The 16,382-nt window shown below is 71.0% G+C and carries 14 protein-coding genes; 10 read left to right on the top strand and 4 right to left on the bottom strand.

Annotation, left to right across the window (positions count from 1 at the left end):
* Positions 1-375 precede the first annotated feature (375 nt).
* The 10 genes from JOL79_RS17205 to JOL79_RS17160 all read left to right on the top strand — a co-directional run bounded on the left by JOL79_RS17205 (position 376) and on the right by JOL79_RS17160 (position 11,405).
* A complete protein-coding gene (locus tag JOL79_RS17205; protein WP_210156831.1) occupies positions 376-1,731 on the top strand; it encodes a cytochrome P450 in 1,356 nt (451 codons plus the stop codon).
* A 6-nt stretch (positions 1,732-1,737) separates the two neighbouring features.
* Positions 1,738-2,610, top strand: a complete 873-nt coding sequence (locus tag JOL79_RS17200; protein ID WP_210156830.1) for a terpene synthase family protein — start codon at positions 1,738-1,740, stop codon at positions 2,608-2,610.
* Positions 2,611-2,612: 2 nt separating this feature from the next.
* The gene (locus tag JOL79_RS17195; RefSeq protein ID WP_307848574.1) at positions 2,613-4,202 is read left to right on the top strand and encodes a prenyltransferase/squalene oxidase repeat-containing protein; all 1,590 of its coding nucleotides are present in this window, start codon (positions 2,613-2,615) and stop codon (positions 4,200-4,202) included.
* 211 nt (positions 4,203-4,413) lie between these two features.
* Positions 4,414-6,660 carry a sensor histidine kinase gene (locus JOL79_RS17190; RefSeq protein ID WP_210156829.1) on the top strand — a complete coding sequence of 749 codons (2,247 nt, stop codon included), beginning with the start codon at positions 4,414-4,416 and terminating at the stop codon, positions 6,658-6,660.
* Positions 6,657-7,073, top strand: a complete 417-nt coding sequence (locus JOL79_RS17185) for a roadblock/LC7 domain-containing protein (protein WP_210156828.1) — start codon at positions 6,657-6,659, stop codon at positions 7,071-7,073. The genes JOL79_RS17190 and JOL79_RS17185 overlap by 4 nt, the downstream gene beginning before the upstream one ends.
* Positions 7,070-7,444: a DUF742 domain-containing protein gene (locus JOL79_RS17180; RefSeq protein ID WP_210156827.1), complete on the top strand. Its 375-nt coding sequence runs from the start codon at positions 7,070-7,072 to the stop codon at positions 7,442-7,444. Before JOL79_RS17185 ends, JOL79_RS17180 begins: the two co-directional genes overlap by 4 nt.
* Positions 7,425-8,009 (top strand): GTP-binding protein, encoded by a 585-nt coding sequence (locus JOL79_RS17175; RefSeq protein WP_210156826.1) that lies wholly within the window; start codon positions 7,425-7,427, stop codon positions 8,007-8,009. The genes JOL79_RS17180 and JOL79_RS17175 overlap by 20 nt, the downstream gene beginning before the upstream one ends.
* Positions 8,010-8,327: 318 nt before the next feature.
* Positions 8,328-9,614 carry an extracellular solute-binding protein gene (locus JOL79_RS17170; RefSeq protein WP_307848573.1) on the top strand — a complete coding sequence of 429 codons (1,287 nt, stop codon included), beginning with the start codon at positions 8,328-8,330 and terminating at the stop codon, positions 9,612-9,614.
* A 7-nt stretch (positions 9,615-9,621) separates the two neighbouring features.
* On the top strand, positions 9,622-10,554 hold the full coding sequence (locus JOL79_RS17165) for a carbohydrate ABC transporter permease (RefSeq protein ID WP_307848572.1): 933 nt from the start codon (positions 9,622-9,624) through the stop codon (positions 10,552-10,554).
* Positions 10,551-11,405: a carbohydrate ABC transporter permease gene (locus JOL79_RS17160; RefSeq protein WP_210156825.1), complete on the top strand. Its 855-nt coding sequence runs from the start codon at positions 10,551-10,553 to the stop codon at positions 11,403-11,405. The genes JOL79_RS17165 and JOL79_RS17160 overlap by 4 nt, the downstream gene beginning before the upstream one ends.
* On the opposite strand, the gene JOL79_RS17155 is transcribed toward JOL79_RS17160, so the two are convergent.
* From JOL79_RS17155 to JOL79_RS17140, 4 genes are all read right to left on the bottom strand, one after another.
* Positions 11,368-12,963, bottom strand: a complete 1,596-nt coding sequence (locus tag JOL79_RS17155) for a glycosyltransferase family 39 protein (protein ID WP_210156824.1) — start codon at positions 12,961-12,963, stop codon at positions 11,368-11,370. The genes JOL79_RS17160 and JOL79_RS17155 overlap by 38 nt on opposite strands.
* Positions 12,964-13,178: 215 nt before the next feature.
* A complete protein-coding gene (locus tag JOL79_RS17150; RefSeq protein WP_210156823.1) occupies positions 13,179-13,805 on the bottom strand; it encodes an SH3 domain-containing protein in 627 nt (208 codons plus the stop codon).
* A 135-nt stretch (positions 13,806-13,940) separates the two neighbouring features.
* Positions 13,941-15,887, bottom strand: coding sequence for a multicopper oxidase family protein (locus tag JOL79_RS17145; protein ID WP_210156822.1), 1,947 nt, complete (start codon positions 15,885-15,887; stop codon positions 13,941-13,943).
* The gene (locus tag JOL79_RS17140) at positions 15,884-16,357 is read right to left on the bottom strand and encodes a DUF6220 domain-containing protein (RefSeq protein ID WP_210156821.1); all 474 of its coding nucleotides are present in this window, start codon (positions 16,355-16,357) and stop codon (positions 15,884-15,886) included. The genes JOL79_RS17145 and JOL79_RS17140 overlap by 4 nt, the downstream gene beginning before the upstream one ends.
* Between the last annotated feature and the right edge of the window lie 25 nt (positions 16,358-16,382).

Genomic DNA, 16,382 nt, shown 5'->3' with positions numbered 1-16,382 from the left:
CGTGGTGTGGCTGATCCCCGTCGTCATCCTGGTGGGCCTCGCGCTGATGGTGACCAGCCACGCCTGACACAGCCGTCTCAGTAGGGCCGGATCGCTTCGATCCGGCCCTTTCTGCTGGTTGGACCCGGTTGTCAACCGCGTAGCATCCCGGCAAAAACGCTAACACAGCCAACCTGGCCTAGTGAGTACAAAACTGTCACTTAGCCGCACTGTTGATCACTTGATAAGGATCATGTGACACTTTGGCCGTGATGCACAGGAGACGCCCGATCTCGGACGGGACGCCGAATCGGTCACCGATCGCCCGGGAGGGCTGCGGCTGACTGTCCGCCACTCATCGTGAACCGCGAGCGACACCAGCACGAGGAGACAGGCGTGACGTCTGCCGGAACCGGCGGTCCTGGCACGGGAAAGGCGATCGGCCTTCCGCTCCGCCGCATCCTTCCCCGTATCCTGCGAGACCCGGTCAACGCGTTGTGGGAGTTCGGCCGGGAGCACCGCGGCCGGGTGATCCGGCTCAATCTCGGGCCCTTCCGCCCCTATCTCGTCAGCCATCCGGACCACGTCCAGCGCGTCCTGCGCCTCAACTGGCGCAACTACGCCCGTGAGGGCACCTACTGGAAGCCCCTGCAGCGCCTGATGGGCGACAGCATCTTCAGCGAGGGCTCCTGGGAGTCGAGCAGGTCGGTGCTGCAACCGCTGTTCACGGCCAAATACGTCGCGTCCCTCGGCGCCGGCATGGCCGAGACGATCACCGAGGGCGTCGAGAACTGGGAGATGCACGCGAAGACGGGGGAGGCCCTCGACGCGCCGACCGAGCTCACCCACATCGTCACCCGGGCGGTCGTGCGGGTCCTGTTCGGGGACAAGATCCCCGACTCGGACGCCCGGCGGCTGACCACCGCCTACCACCTGGCGGCGAAGTCGTTCGCCCTCCGGCTGCTGATGCCGTTCGTGCCGAACTCCGTTCCGGTGCCTGGGGACCGGACCTTCCACCGGTCGGCCAAGGTGATCGACGACATCATGGTCCCGCTGATCCGGCAGGCCAGGCTGGAGCCCGGCGACGGCAAGGACGTCCTCTCGGCGCTGGCCAGGGCCCACGCGGAGGGCGGGACCGCGGGTCACCAGCAGATGCGCGACGACCTGGTGGCCGTCTACGCGGCGGCGACGGAGACGACGGGTACGGCGCTGAGCTGGCTGTGGCCGCTGCTGGAGGACCACCCGGAGGTGGCGGCCCGGCTGCAGGCGGAGATCGACGACGTGGTGGGGCCGGGGCCGGTGGATCCCGCGTGCCTGCCCGAGCTGCGTTACACGAAGATGGTCCTCCAGGAACTCGTGCGGCTCTACCCGTCCGGCTGGCTCCTGCCGCGGATGACGCTTGAGCCCGACCAGCTCGGTGACGTCCGCATCCCCGCCGGGGCCCAGGTGCTGGTCAGCCCCATGGTCACGCACCGGCTCGACGAGTTCTGGGATCGCCCTCTCGACTTCGATCCCGAACGGTTCGCGCCCGGCCGCGAGGAGCGGCGGTCCCGCTGGTCCTACATCCCGTTCGGCGGGGGACCGCGGCAGTGCCTGGGGATCCACCTGTTCCACGTGCAGGCTCCGTTGATCGTCGCGGCCGTCCTGTCCCGCTACCGCGTGCGGGTGGCGAGCACCGGTCCATATGTCCCGACGCCGTCGGCGGCGCTGGCGTCCAGTCCGAAGATCGAGCTGAACCTGCGGTCACGTTGAGGACACATGAGCGATAGGTACGAGACGATGCCCGGCGCCGAGCTGGGGGCGGCCTGCGCGCTCGCCGTACGGCTCCAGCGCGCGATGCGGGCGTACGCGGCCGGACGCCCGGCCCTGTTCTCCGCCGCGCAGTTCGACGCCGGCTTCTTCGCCGCGCTGTCGATGGTCAGCGCGTTCGGGTCGCCCTGGGCGTCCCCGGACGAGCTCACCGCGGTCACCCGGGCGTCGATGTGGATCGGCGCCCTCGACCACCAGGTCGACGTGGTGGCCGAGTCGCGGGCGGAGGTCGACGACCTGGTGGCGGAGTGTCTCGCGGTGGCCCGCGGGGAGGCGCCCGGCGGCGGCTCTCCCCTCGCCGGGATGCTGGCGGACATCAGGGACGGGCTGACCGGGAGTCTGTCGGCGGCGCCGCACCCGATCTGGGCCGACCAGGTCGGGCGGGTGCTGTCGGCGATGGCCGCCGAGTGGCGGTGGAAGAGCGAGAAGGCCCGGATCGAGCTCGGGGAGTATCTGGACAACGCCGACAGCGTCGGGTCGTCGTTCGTGAACGTCTCGCACTGGATCGCGACCGGCGACGACTGGACCCGCCTGCACCTGGAGGAGCTGCGCGAGGTCAGCGGCGTGGTGCAGCGCTACCTGCGCCTGCTCAACGACCTGGCGACCCACGGGCGCGAGCGGGAGTCCGGCGACGTCAACGCGCTGGCGCTGGGCGCGGGACGCGACGAGGTGACCGCCCGGATGGCCGGGCTCGCCGCCGAGTGCGGTCCCCTCCTGGAGACCGTCGCGGCGGGCAGCCCCCGCGTGGCTCTCTATCTGGAACGGCAGATCGGCTTCAACACCGGCTTCTACGGGGTCACGGACTACTGGGGCGCGAAGTGAGTGTGGATTCCGCGACGTGGGACGGCCCGGCGGGCGTGACGGGCGCCTCGGACGAGCTGGTGCGCGAACTGATGATCCGGCCCTGGGGGCAGGTGACACCGTCGGTCTACGAGACCGGCCGGGTCGTGACCCTCGCTCCCTGGCTGGCCCGGCACGCGGACCGGGTGGCCTACCTGCTCGCCGCCCAGCGTGACGACGGCGGCTGGGGCGCACCCGGGGCGTACGCGCTGGTCCCGACCCTGAGCGCGACCGAGGCGCTCCTGGCGGAGCTGCGGCGTGGCACAGAAACGCGGCAGGAGTCCGCGACGCTCCTGGAGGCGGCCGGACGCGGGCTGCGGCTGCTGTCCGGGTGGCTGGCCGAGCTGACCGCGCGGTCCCTGCCCGACCTGCCGGCCGTCGAGCTCACCGTGCCCGACATGGTGGGCCGGATCAACGGGCATCTCGACGCCCTTGGCGAGGCGGGCTGTCCCGGCCTGCGCCTGCGCCTGCCGGCCGGGATGGACACGACCTTCCTCGACATCGTCCGCGACCGGATCGGCTCAGGCCGGCAGGTGCCGGAGAAGCTTCTGCACGCGCTGGAGGTCGCCGGCGACGCCGCGGCCGGGGCGGCGTCCGTTCTTCCCACCGCCATCGGCACGGTGGGCGCCTCGCCGGCCGCCTCGGCCGCCTGGCTGGGCGATCCCGCAGGACGCGCCGCTGGCGATCCGGTGCTGCGGCACCTTGAGGCGGTCGTCGTCCGGCACGGCGGCCCGGTGCCGGTGGGCTTCCCCATCACGGTCTTCGAGCGGGGCTGGGTGCTGAGCTGGCTGGTGCGGGCGGGTGTGCCGGTCGATGTGCCGCCTGAGCTGGTCGCCGAACTGCGCGCCGTGATCGGGCCGGCCGGCACCCCGGCGGGTCCTGGGCTGCCCTGCGACGCGGACACGACGTCCGTCGCGCTCCACGCGCTGACGCTGCTGGGCATGCCGCAGGTCCCGGCCAGCCTCCTGGAGTTCGAGACGGAGACCCACTTCTGCACCTGGCAGGGGGAGCAGGGCGCCTCGGTCACGGTCAACGCGCACGTCCTCGACGCCTTCGGCCAGTACGCGATCTGCCGGCCCGCGGAGCGGGCGTCGTACGAGAGGGTGATGGCCAAGACCACCCGGTTCCTGCTCGACCGGCAGGAGCCGGACGGGAGCTGGTCGGACCGCTGGCACGCCTCGCCTTACTACGCGACGGCGGGGTGTGCTCTGGCGCTCGACGAGTTCGGCGGCGACGGATCGGCCGAGGCGGTCGCCCGCGCCGCGCGCTGGGTGCTCGACTCGCAGCGGGAGGACGGGTCCTGGGGACGCTGGGGCGGCACGCCCGAGGAGACCGCGTACGCCATGCAGGTGCTGCTCATGACGAATGCGAAGTGGGACCCCGCCGGGCGGGAGGCGGCGGCCCGCGGATATGACTATCTGCACCGTTCATGGGGCGTAGTGGATAATCCGCCCATGTGGCATGACAAGGACCTATACCTCCCAATTGCCATCGTTCGGGCCGTCGTGCTCGCGGCTGTTCACCTCGCGCAGGGCGCCGGTGTGGTTGTCCCCGTCGCAGGGCCGCTGGTATGATCACTGGCGTTTTATGAGTACTAAACGGCATGTATTTATACAAAAGCCCATATTGCTCTGTGACTGACTTCGGTTACCTTGAGTAAACAATTGCGCCGTTGCTAGAGTGTTCCGCGGCCTCTGCATAGAAATGCTATGCCCCTCGGGGTTTGTCAGGGTTTATGCCTGTCTACCGCCGGGGGTTTCCTGATTTTGCGGTGGGTGGGTGTCGATGCGTTTCCGCAATTCCCGAATACGGACCAAGGTCGCGGCTCTGCTGGTGTCTCTCACCGCGCTGTGGGCGTTCGCGGCCTGGGTCACTCTCCGGGAGGGCGTCACCCTTGTCTGGACCGCCACCCTCAACACCGGCGTGATCCAGCCCAGCCAGCCGCTGCTGACGGAGTTGCAGGAGGAGCGCCGCCTGTCCGTCCTCCGCGTCGCCGCGCCGAGCCCGCGGGCCCGGCAGGAGCTGGAGCGGCAGCGCGCCCGCACCGACTCGGTGCTCGCCGACTTCGAGCGGCTCGCCGGCGGCAAGAACGTCGACCTGGCGGCCAGCCCCGCCTTCAAGGCCCGGCTGAACCAGGCGCTCCAGCAACTCCAGGGGCTCACGCAGGCACGCAAGGCGATCGACACGACCACCCTGGACCGGGTGCAGACGGGTGACGCGATCACCCAGATCATCGACTCGATCTACCGGATGTACGACTCGCTCACGTCCTTGGACGACGAGCAGGTGGCCAGGGACGCCCAGAGCAACGTCGCGATGAACCGGGCGCGGGAGCAGCTCGCCCAGGAGGACGCGCTCGCGCAGGGCGCCCTGGCCGCGGGACAGTTCGCCCCGGCCGAGCTGGCGCGGTTCACGCAGCTGGTCGGCGTCCAGCGGTGGTTCACCGACAAGTCGGTCGCGGAGCTGCCGACCGTCGACCAGGAGGCGTACCGCAGCCTGGCGGCCACGCCCAAGTTCCAGCGGCTGCGCCAGATGGAAGACATGCTGACGCAGAACGCGGTGCCCCGGCGTACGCCACCGGTGACGGCCGAACAGTGGCGGCAGGTGGCGCAGGGTGTGCTGACCGACCGGGCCCGCACCCTGCAGGTCTCCGGCGACGCCCTCATCCAGCGCGCCGGGGACGTGGGCGCGGGCATCGTGGTCCGCCTCGTGCTCGCGGGCGGTCTCGGCCTCCTCGCCGTCGTGGCGTCGATCGTCCTGTCGATCACGACCGCCCGGGCGCTCGTGGCGCAGCTGGAGAAGCTGCGCGCGGCGGCCCTGGAACTGGCGAACGAGCGGCTGCCCGGCGTGGTGGCCCGCCTCGCGCAGGGCGAGAAGGTCGACGTGCGGGTGGAGGCGCCGCCGCTGGAGTTCGGCACCGACCTGATCGGCCAGGTGGGCTCCGCCTTCAACACCGTGCAGGAGACCGCGATCCGCACCGCCGTCGAGGAGGCGCAGCTCCGGCAGAGCATCCGCGACATCCTGCTCAGCCTGGCCCGGCGCACGCAGTCGCTGGTGCACCGCCAGCTCACGCTCCTCGACGTCATGGAGCGGCGCGAGTCGGACGCCGAGGAACTCAAGGACCTGTTCCGCATCGACCACCTCGCCACCCGCATGCGCCGCAACGCCGAGAACCTCATCGTTCTGTCGGGCGCGTCCCCGGCCCGCGCGTGGCGCCGTTCGGTGCCGATGGTGGACGTCGTGCGCGGCGCCCTCGCGGAGGTCGAGGACTACACCCGGGTGACGGTCATGCCGATGGGGCAGACGGGCCTCACCGGCCGGGCGGTCGGCGACGTCATCCACCTGCTGGCCGAGCTGATCGAGAACGCCGTCTCCTTCTCCCCGCCGTACACGACCGTGCAGGTGGGCGGCCAGGTCGTGGCCAGCGGCTACGCCCTCGAAATCGAGGACCGCGGTCTCGGCATGAGCCCGGAGGACGTCGACGCGGCCAACGAGCGGATCGCCAACCCCCCGGACTTCAACCTGTCCAGCACCGCGCGGCTCGGTCTGTACGTGGTCAGCCGGCTGGCCGAGCGGCACGGCATCAAGGTGTCCCTGAAGGCGTCCCCGTACGGCGGCACGACGGCCGTCGTCCTGCTGCCCATCGACCTGGTCATCGAGGACGGGGACGACCTGTCCCAGGGGACCGGGCCGTTCCCCGAGCAGGAGCGGGGGCCACGGAAGATCGCACTTGTCGGCGCACCCGACGCCGACCCAGAACCCGCCCAGGAGGTGGTTCCCGTGCCCGTCGTGCCAGAACCGCCGAGGCCAGCGCCTCCGGCGTCGTTCACCCCGTCGGGCCTGCCGTTCCGGGTGCCCCAGGCCAACCTGGCGCCCGCGCTGGCGGACAACACGGCCGACCTCGACGAGGACGACGAGGACGACCGCAGCCCCGAGGACATCCGCAAGATCATGGGGTCGTTCCAGTCGGGCACAAGGAAAGGCAGGTCTGAGGCGGCGAGGCTGCAGAACGAAGGGAGCGACGACCAGTGACGCAGAAGACGGGCGCGTCCGCGGATCTCGCGTGGTTGCTGGACGACCTGGTCGAGCGCGTGCGCGAGGCCGACCACGGCATCGTCCTGTCCACGGACGGGCTGCTGCTCGCGTCCTCGCGCGGGCTGCGGCAGGAGGACGCCGAGCACCTGTCCGCCGTGGCCTCCGGCCTGCAGAGCCTGGCCCGCGGTGTGGGTGAGCGCTTCAAGGGCGGCGCCGTACGGCAGACCATCGTCGAGATGAAGTCGGCGTACCTGCTCGTCACGGTCGCCGGCCAGGGGGCCTGCCTGGCCGTCCTGTGCAGCGGAGACGCCGACGTCGGCCTCGTGGCGTACGAGATGGCCATGCTCGTCGCCCGCGTGGGACAGTACCTGACCTCTCCCGCCCGGACCTCCGGAAGCGAGCATCGATGAGCAACGAGTGGAACCCGGACGAGGAGCGGCTCCTCGACGCGCCCACCGTCCGCCCGTACGTCATCGCCAGGGGGCGCACCGACGCCCCGGACCGGTTCGACCTGATCTCGCTCGCGGTGACCATCAGGCCCGCGACCGGGAACGAGATCGGCCTCGATCCCGAGCACGTCGCGATCGTGCGGCTGTGCCGCAGGCCGCTGTCGGTGGCCGAGATCGCGGCCCACATGGATCTGCCCGCCGGCATCGTGCGGGTGCTTCTCAACGACCTGTTCGACCGTGGATTCGTCGCCGTGCAGCAACCGCAGCCGGAGATGGACGTGCTCGACGAACGGATGTACAAGGCGGTGCTCGATGGTCTCAGGGCGCTCTGACCACCCCAAGATGCCCACGGCGATCAAACTTCTGATCGCCGGCGGCTTCGGTGTCGGCAAGACGACGATGGTGGGATCGGTCTCCGAGATCCGGCCGCTGCGCACCGAGGAGACGCTGACCAACCGCAGCGTGGGCGTCGACGATCTGTCCGGAGTCGAGGCCAAGTCGACCACGACGGTCGCCATGGACTTCGGCCGCATCAGCATCGGCGACGACTTCATGCTGTACCTCTTCGGAACCCCGGGCCAGGAGAGGTTCTGGTTCGTCTGGGATGAGCTGGCGAGGGGAGCGCTCGGGGCGGTCGTGCTGGCCGACACCCGCAGGCTCGCCGACTGCTTCCCGTCCGTCGACTACTTCGAGCGGCGCGGGACGCCGTTCATCGTGGCCGTCAACTGCTTCGACGGCGCGCCCCGGTTCGAGCTCGACGAGGTGAAGCTCGCCCTGAACCTCGGCCCCGAAGTCCCGGTCCTGCTGTGCGACGCGCGCCGCCGGGACTCGGGCAAGGAAGTGCTGATCACTCTCGTGCAGCACGCGTACGGCCGGCGCCCCAACGCCGTGGCCTGACCCCTCGGCGACGCCCGCGCCGGAACCCGCGGCCGCGCTCATCGGCATGCCCATCGCCGATGAGCGCGGCCGTTTCCCTGCTCCCGCTTGATCATTCTCGCCAGGGATTTCGGCGGCCTCCGCCCTTTCGGTCTGAAACTTTCAGATTTCCGCATTCCTGAATTGCGTGAACCGCTGGTGAAGCATGCCCCGGAACGCTGGCGAGTAACAGCTACACAACAGCCGTTGATCTGAGCCAACTCCCACAGGTAGCGTCGGCGGCGTCGCAGAAACTATCGGCCCTATGTCGAAAGTTTCTAAATCGAGGAGGGAACGACCGTGACGGTGTGTCGGCGAAGTGCGGCGCTTCTGGCGGTGTCCGCATTGATCCTCGGGGGTTGCAGTTCCACGGGAAGTGAAGGCGGCGGAGGCGGAAGCTCGGCCGCCGGCAAAGTCACCGTGGAGTGGTGGAACATCGGGACGACCGAGCCCTTGAAGACGGTTTACGCCACCGCGGTGAAGGACTTCGAGGCTCTTCATCCGAATATCACGATTAAGAACGTGGCGACGGAGAACGACGCCTACAAGTCCAAGCTGACCACGCTCACCCAGTCAGGTAAGGCGCCGCAAATCTTCCACACCTGGGGTGGCGGTGTTCTCAAGCAGCAGGTCGACGCCGGGCTGGTAAAGGACATTTCCTCCGAGGCCGCGCCGTGGCTGAGCACGTTCACCGACGCCTCGCTCGCCGCTTACCAGTTCGACGGCAAGACCTACGCGGTGCCGTACGACATCGGAATGGTCGGCTTCTGGTACAACAAGGCGCTGTTCAAGAAGGCCGGCATCGAGGAGCCGCCGGGCACCTGGACGCAGCTGCTCGACGACGTGAAGAAGCTCAAGGCCGCGGGCATCACCCCCATCGCCCTCGCCGGCAAGGCCAAGTGGCCCGGCCACTATTACTGGGCGTACCTCGCGATGCGGATCGGCGGCCTGCCCGCTCTGCAGAAGGCAGGAACCGACAAGAACTTCAACACGCCCGATTTCGTGGCGGCGGGGCAGAAGGTCAAGGAGCTCGCCGACCTCCAGCCGTTCCAGCGCGGCTTCCTCGGCGCCGACTACGACAAGCCGGGCGGCCAGGCCGCGACCATGGGCAACGGCAAGGCCGCGATGGAACTCATGGGCCAGTGGGCTCCGGCGGTCGAGAAGTCGTCGGGCAAGGGCATCGGCGACGACCTCGGCTTCTTCCCCTTCCCCGCGGTGGAAGGCGGCAAGGGCACGGTCACCGAGGCGTTCGGCGGTGGCGGCGGATTCGCGCTCGGCGCCGACGCGCCGCCGGAGGCCGTCGAGTTCCTGAAGTTCCTCACCAGCGACGCCGAGCACCGCAAGGCCGTGGGATCGGGCGGAGTGCTGCCGGTGCTGAAGGGCGAGGAGGACGCGGCGACCGACCCCAACCTGTCGGTGGTGGCGAAGAACCTCGCGTCCGCGACCGGCTTCCAGCTCTACCTCGACCAGGCGTACCCGCCGGCGGTCGGGCAGGAGGTCAACGACAGCGTGGCCGAACTCATCGCCGGGACCAAGACGCCCGACCAGGTGACCCAGGCCATCACGGAGACGGCGAAGTCGGAGTAAGTGCCGCGTGAATTCGGGTCGCAGGAATCCCCGGAGCCGCGCGCTCCGGGGGTTCACCACCATTCTGCTGTTCCTTCTCCCCGCCCTCGTCCTGTTCCTGCTGCTGGTGGTGGCCCCGATCGCGGTCGCCATGTACACCAGCTTCTTCAAGTGGAACGGCCTCGGGGGGCTGCCCACCGAGTTCCTGGGCTTGGGCAACTTCGAGCGCCTCTTCGGCGACCCGGTGTTCCAGGGCGACCTGTGGCACGGCGCCGTCCTGATCGCCTTGTCGCTCGTCGTACAGCTCCCCATCGCGCTCGGCCTCGCGCTGCTGCTCAACCAGAAGCTGCGCGGGCGCGCGTTTTACCGGCTGCTGTTCTTCGCGCCGTACGTCCTGTCCGAGGCCATCACGGGCGTGCTGTTCATGATGATCCTCGAACCGGAGTCCGGGCTGGCCAACCAGATCCTCCAGGTCGTGGGGCTCGGCGGGCTCGACTGGTTCGCCGACCAGTCGACCGTGCTGCTCTCGCTGTTCCTGGTCATGCTCTGGAAGTACTTCGGCTTCCACATGATCCTCTACATCGCGGGACGCCAGGGCATCCCCAACGAGCTGATCGAGGCGGCCCAGATCGACGGCGCCACCGGGTGGAAGGTGTTCCGCCATGTCACGCTGCCGCTGCTCGGGCCCACGATCCGGATCAGCGTGTTCCTGTCCGTCATCGGGGCGATCCAGCTGTTCGACCTGGTCTGGATCATCACGGACGGCGGTCCGACCCATTCGTCCGAGACGATGGCCGTGACCATGGTCCAGTTCGGCTTCAAGCGTTTCCAGGTCGGCTACGCCAGCGCGATCAGCGTGGTGATGTTCCTCATCAGCCTCGTCTTCGCGCTCGGCTACCAGAGATTCGTCCTGCGCCGCGACCTCCAAGGAGCGACCACCGTGCTGCGAGACCAGAGATGAGCCGCCGGGCCGCGGTGCCCTCCCAGGGCCGACGCGGAAGGAACCACCTGATCCTGCAGCTGATCGCCGTGGTGGTCGGCGCGTTCGTGGCGATCCCGCTGATCTACGGGGTGGTCGGCGGCTTCAAGACCACGTCGCAGCTGTCGACCAACCCGTTCGGCCTGCCGTCCCCGTGGGTCCCGGAGAACTACACCGACGTGCTGGGCTCGGGGTCGTTCTGGCGGCAGCTGTGGAACAGCACCTTCATCGCGATCGCCACAGCGGCGATCGTCGTCGGCGTGTCGGCCATGGCGGCCTTCGTGTTCGCGCGCTTCGCGTTCAGGGGCCGCGAAGCGCTGTTCACGCTGTTCGCGGCCGGCCTGATGTTCCCGTTCACCGTGGCGATCCTGCCGCTGTTCGTGCTGCTGCGGATCTTCGGGCTGCTGGGCAACCCGCTGGGAGTGATCCTCCCGCAGGCCGCCTTCGGGCTGCCGATGACGATCATCATCCTGCGCGGCTTCTTCCGGGCCATCCCGGGGGAGATCGAGGAGGCCGCCACGCTCGACGGGTGCACCGCTTTCGGCTTCTTCTGGCGCGTCCTGCTGCCGATGGCCCGGCCCGCGATCGCCACCGTGTCTGTCCTCGCCATCGTGACCAGCTGGAACAACTTCCTGCTGCCGCTCGTGGTCTTCAACGAGGACAGCATGTGGACCATCCCGCTGGGCGTCCAGCAGTTCCAGGGGCAGTTCGCGTCTGACACGGCGCGCATCCTCGCGTACATCGTCATGGCGATGGTGCCCGCGCTGGCCTTCTACGCCGTGGCGGAGCGCCAGCTCATCGGGGGCCTGACCGCGGGCTCGCTGAAGGGGTGAGTCCCTTGCGCACATAGAGCCGTACGGAGTAGCCCAGCACACGGGTGAACATGCGGCGGTTGTACCGCTCCTTCAGGAGCAGCCGTTTGGCCGTGTCCTGCGGGGAGGCGAGGTCGGCGTCGCGGGGATGGGAACGGCTGATCACCCAGACCCGGGGCGCGTCGCCCACGGACCCCGGGAGCTGCTCGGCACCCAGCTCCCGGCCCGCGAGCGTGCCGGACTCGGCGCCGGATCGCCGCAGCGCGACGTCGCGGACGTTCCGGAACGCGGCCGGATAGGCCTCCGCCACCAGGCGGCGCACCGACGGCAGGAACAGCACCGCGTCGCCGGGACGGGCGCCCGCGGCGATGATCCGCGCCACGGCCGCCGGGTCGTCGGGACGGCTCGCCACCTCGCGCGCCCGCTCGTGGACGGGCAGGGCGGGCACCGTCAGCAGCGCCGCGAGCGCACCGGCCACGCCCAGCCGCAGGACGCCCCACCGCAGCGGCCGGACGGCCGCCGCGATGCCTCCGCCGACGGCCAGTGCCAGCCCCGCGACCGCGTAGAGCACGTATCGGTCCTGGTAGAAGGGCTGGATCCAGGCCGAGACGGCGAGCAGCAGGGCGGGCGGCACGACGGCGAGCGGCAGGGCCAGCGCGAGCAGGCCGGCGTGGCGCTCCAGCCGTTCTGATCGCCCTGAGCGGACCATCAGCGCGGCGACCACCGCGACCACGACGAGGACGGCGGTGAGCGCGAGCGGGACGCCGGTGCCGGCGAAGCGGGCGACGAGGTCGGAGACGGTGGTCCAGCCGGGCGGCTCCAGCCACGCCACCTGCCCACGCTGCGTGAAGCCGGCCCCCGCCACCGGAGCGACCGCGAGCAGCGCGCACAGGCAGGCCGCGGCCCAGCGGATCCAGGCGGCTCGCTCCGCCCGGGCCCAGACGAGCGTCACCGCGTGGGCGGCGAGGGCGAGGGCGGCGAAGAGGTTGAGCAGGCACGCCACGGCGACCGCCCCCGCGTACCAGGCCCATCCGCCCGTCCGGCGGGGCCGCGCCAGCGCCCGGACGAACAGCAGAGAGGCCAGGACGACACCGGCGGCGACCAGCGCGTACGACCGGGCCTCCTGGGCGTAGTAGCCGACGACCGGCGCGGTGGCGTAGAACAGCCCGGCCATGAGCCCGGCGAGGGGCGACGCGAGCCGCCGTCCGATGGCCGCGACTCCCGCGGCGGCCCCGGCCGTCGCCAGCAGGGACGGCAGGCGCAGCACCACCTCGGGAGGCAACCCTCCGGTGACCGACAGCAGGGCGTGGACGAGCAGGTAGTAGCACCCGTGAACGGCGTCGACGTGGCCGAGGGTGCGCCACAGCTCCGGCAGTGAGCGACCGGCCACGGCATAGGTGGTGGCCTCGTCCTGCCACATCGAGCCGCGGTCGAGGCCCCACACGCCGGCCAGCAGGGCGACGAGTGGAGGGACGCCGAGAGCCGCGACGGCGCGGACCGGCCGCCCGCGCCACGCGTGATCCGGCTGCCCCCGCCATCGGGATCCGCGCCGTTCGGCCGGATGATGGATGACGCTCACGATCTCCCCGTTCGCCGGCCGCGTGGTCGCGCACGCCGCTACCCCTTCTGGAACATCCCTACGCGGGCGGCGGGGTGAACGGGCGTCAGGCGCAGGCGAACAGTGGGAGAACTCGCGGCGCGGCAGACCCCGCTCCCGGCGGTGGGCGCCGGGAGCGGGGCTCCGTCGGGGGGAGGCTGGGGGGAGGATGGGGGAGGTCGGGTCCTCCGGCCGGATCAGTCGGGGTCGATCCTGTGGAGGTAGTGGCCGGACGCCCAGCCCGGCTTCCCGGACGACGTCTCCACGGCCACCCATCCGTGGAGCCGGCCGCAGCCGCCGGCGAAGCGGCCGTCCGTCGCGGTGAGGGAGCCGACGGGGCGATAGCGCAGGCCCGGCCCTCTCCGGACGTTGAGGTAGCTGCCCCTGCGGACGTTCACCACCCGGTACGTGCAGGACAGGCTGGGCCGGACGATGGCGGACGGGGGCACCAGATCCAGCTTGCGCAGGTAGCGGGTCGCGACCCAGCCGAGCCTGCCGCCGGAGTATCTGACCGTCACCCATCCCGCGGAGGGCGTGCAGGCCCCCGCGAACCGGCCGTCGGACAGGCGCAGGGCGCCGACCACGTCGTGGATGCGGCCCGGTCCTTCCCGGACGTTGAGATGACTCCACGGCGATATGCCGCGGACGCGATAGCTGCACGCGAGGGCGGGCCCCTCGGGGCCCGGCTCCGGTCTGACGAGAGTGGCCGCCCGCGCGGGAGGTGCGGCGGGGGCGTCCGCCAGAGCCGGCGGGACGGCGAGGACGAGCCATCCCGCTGCGGCACCGGCGCTGATCAGGGGGGTGAGCCGCTCCGCGACTGTCACGTTGTCTCCTTCCGGTCCGCATCGCCGTCGGCCGGTCGGGGGACCGGGCAGGTGATGCATTCACCGAAAGTTCTTAACCGATTACTCTCCGTTTACACTCTCCACGGCGGCGCGGCGGATTTCTTTACCCTCCGGTCAGCCGCCGTGGGCGCCGTGGAAAGGCGTGGTCACCCCTTCGTACTCCAGGTGGAGCACCATTCCCTGATCCGCGTGGCTGAGGTTGTGGCAGTGGTTCATCCACAGCCCGGGGTTGTCCGCGCGGAACGCGACCTCCCACACCTCGCCCGGCCGTACGTCGAAGGTGTCGAGCCACAGCGGGGCGCCAGTGGGAGCCCGGCCGTTCCGGCTGAGCACGAGCACGCGGTGACCGTGCAGGTGCCAGGGGTGCGTCTCGTTGCCCCGGTTGACCACGGTGAACCGGACCAGGTCGCCGTCGGCGACGCTCAGCGGGGGGATGTCGGGGAAGGCGCCGCCGTTGACCGTGTAGGCGTAGAGGAGCCGCCCGCCGGCCAGCGAGACCCCTCGGTCGAGCACCAGGGTGAAGCGCCGGTCGAAGCGGCTGCCAGAGGAGAAGGGAGTGGGCGCGGGCGTGCCGTAGCGGGTGATGTCGAGTTCGGGCCAGGCCGTGGTGTCCGTGGTGACCGTGCCGTCGTCCGGCGCGTCCCGCTCGCCGAGCCGCAGTGCGACCGTGCGGTCGTCCACCCGGAGCACGACCGGCTGCCCCGGCTGCCCTGGGGGCGTCGTGAAGGCGAGGTCGTACCGGCCGCCCGCCGGGAGCCGCAGCCCCGTCCGCGACAGCTCGCCCGGGCCGTTCAGGTCCGCGCCGTCCACGGCCACCAGCCGGTACGGCGTGCCCGCGAGCGTGAACCGGTGCGGGGTGTTGTCGGTGTTGATGAGCCGCAGCCGCACGGTCGTTCCCGGAGCGACCTGGTGGAATAAGGGTCGATCGGCGTCGCCGACGACGGTCGAGCCGGCGAACGTGTGCACGGGCAGGGTGAGGTCGACGCCGGAGGCGGGCGCCGCGCGCGGCGCGACCACCAGCGTCCCGTACAGACCCATGCGGACGCCGAGATTCGAGACCTCGTGGGTGTGATACCAGAAGGTCCCGGCCTGGTCGGCCCGGAAGCGGTAGACGAACTCCTGGCCCGGCATGACCGCGTCCTGGGTCAGGCCGGGCACCCCGTCCTCGCCCGACGGCACGTCGTACCCGTGCCAGTGCAGCGTGACGCCCTGCGCGATGTCGGCGTTGCGGAGCCGCACCTCGATCAGATCGCCCTGGACGGCGGTGAGCGGGGGCCCGGGGACCCGGCCGTCGAAGGTCCAGGCGCTGATCCGTCTGCCCGACGAGAGGGTCACGGTGGCGGTGCGGGCGGTGAGGGTGAAGTCCCGCACCCGGCCTCCGGGAGCGGGAGTCGTGGGGCCGCGGAAGCCGGTGACCGGGCGGGCCGGGCCGCCGGTCATGTCCATGCCGCTCATCTGATGCGCGGCGGCCACGTCGCCCGGCCGGCCCTGGTCCGGCAGGCTCCCGGAGGGGACGACCGCCAGCACCACGCCCAGCAGGGCGACCCCTGTGGTCGCGCCGGTGAGTGTCCGCGGTCGCGGCACGCGGGCGGCGACCGCGCGCCAGGTGACCAGGACGGCGGCGGCGACGACGGCCAGGAGGATCAGCGACCTGCTCACGGTGGCCGGGTAGCCGAGGAGGAAGGTCTGGATCGGGCCGGCCGCGCCCGCGTAGGCGGCCGCCAGCAGCGGGACGACGACGGCGGGCGCCCCGGCGTCCCCGGGCCGCCCCCGCCGTACGGCGGACAGCAGTCGCGGGCCCGCCACCGCGGCGGCGGCGACGGTCGCCACCAGGAGCAGCGGCAGGGCGAAGGTCACCTTCTCCTGGACGAACCACCATCCGGCGCCCGCTAGCGCGATCACCGACCAGGCGCGCGCGAGCGACGCCGCCACGGCTCCCGCGAAGAGGACGGCCGCCGCCCGGGGGCGCCGGGCGGCGGCCGTCACCCCCGCGCCCGCCCACAGCGCGGCGGTCACGACCGCGACGAGCAGGTCGAGCACCATGAGCCGGTCGGTCGTCATGAGGCGGGCACCGCAGGCCCGTCCGGCCTGGCCTGCGTCGCCGGTCCGTCCTCGCGGCCGGGGTCGCCGCTCATCGCGAGCTTGCGGGCCCGCTGGAAGACGGCAGCGGAGACGCCGATGACGGCCATGCCGTTGAGCGCGTGCAGGCCGAGTATGGCGAGGGACAGCGGGGTGGAGTTGCCCGAGTCGTCGTCGAACGCGCGCCCGAGGACGACGATCAGCACCTGGACGATCACCAGACCCAGGGGCAGGAGACTGCGGCCGATCAGCGGGCCGGGGGCCCGGGCGGCCGCCGCGGCGGCCGTGGCCAGCAGGGACAGTACGGGGATGATCAGCATGCCGGTCATGCTGTGCAGGGCGAACGAACCGTCGTCCTGCGGCTTGTCGAACGCGCCGACGGCGGCGAAGTACATCTGCGCCACGGCGGCGGCCAGCAGAACGCCCGCGATGACGGCGTAGACCTTACGCACGGCGGACTCCCTTCGGTGGTTGCGG

Source organism: Microbispora oryzae (genome assembly GCF_017896165.1).
Taxonomy (GTDB): Bacteria; Actinomycetota; Actinomycetes; order Streptosporangiales; family Streptosporangiaceae; genus Microbispora; species Microbispora oryzae.
The sequence above is the reverse complement of the archived record's forward strand: the minus strand, read 5'-3'. Positions and strand labels throughout refer to the sequence as shown.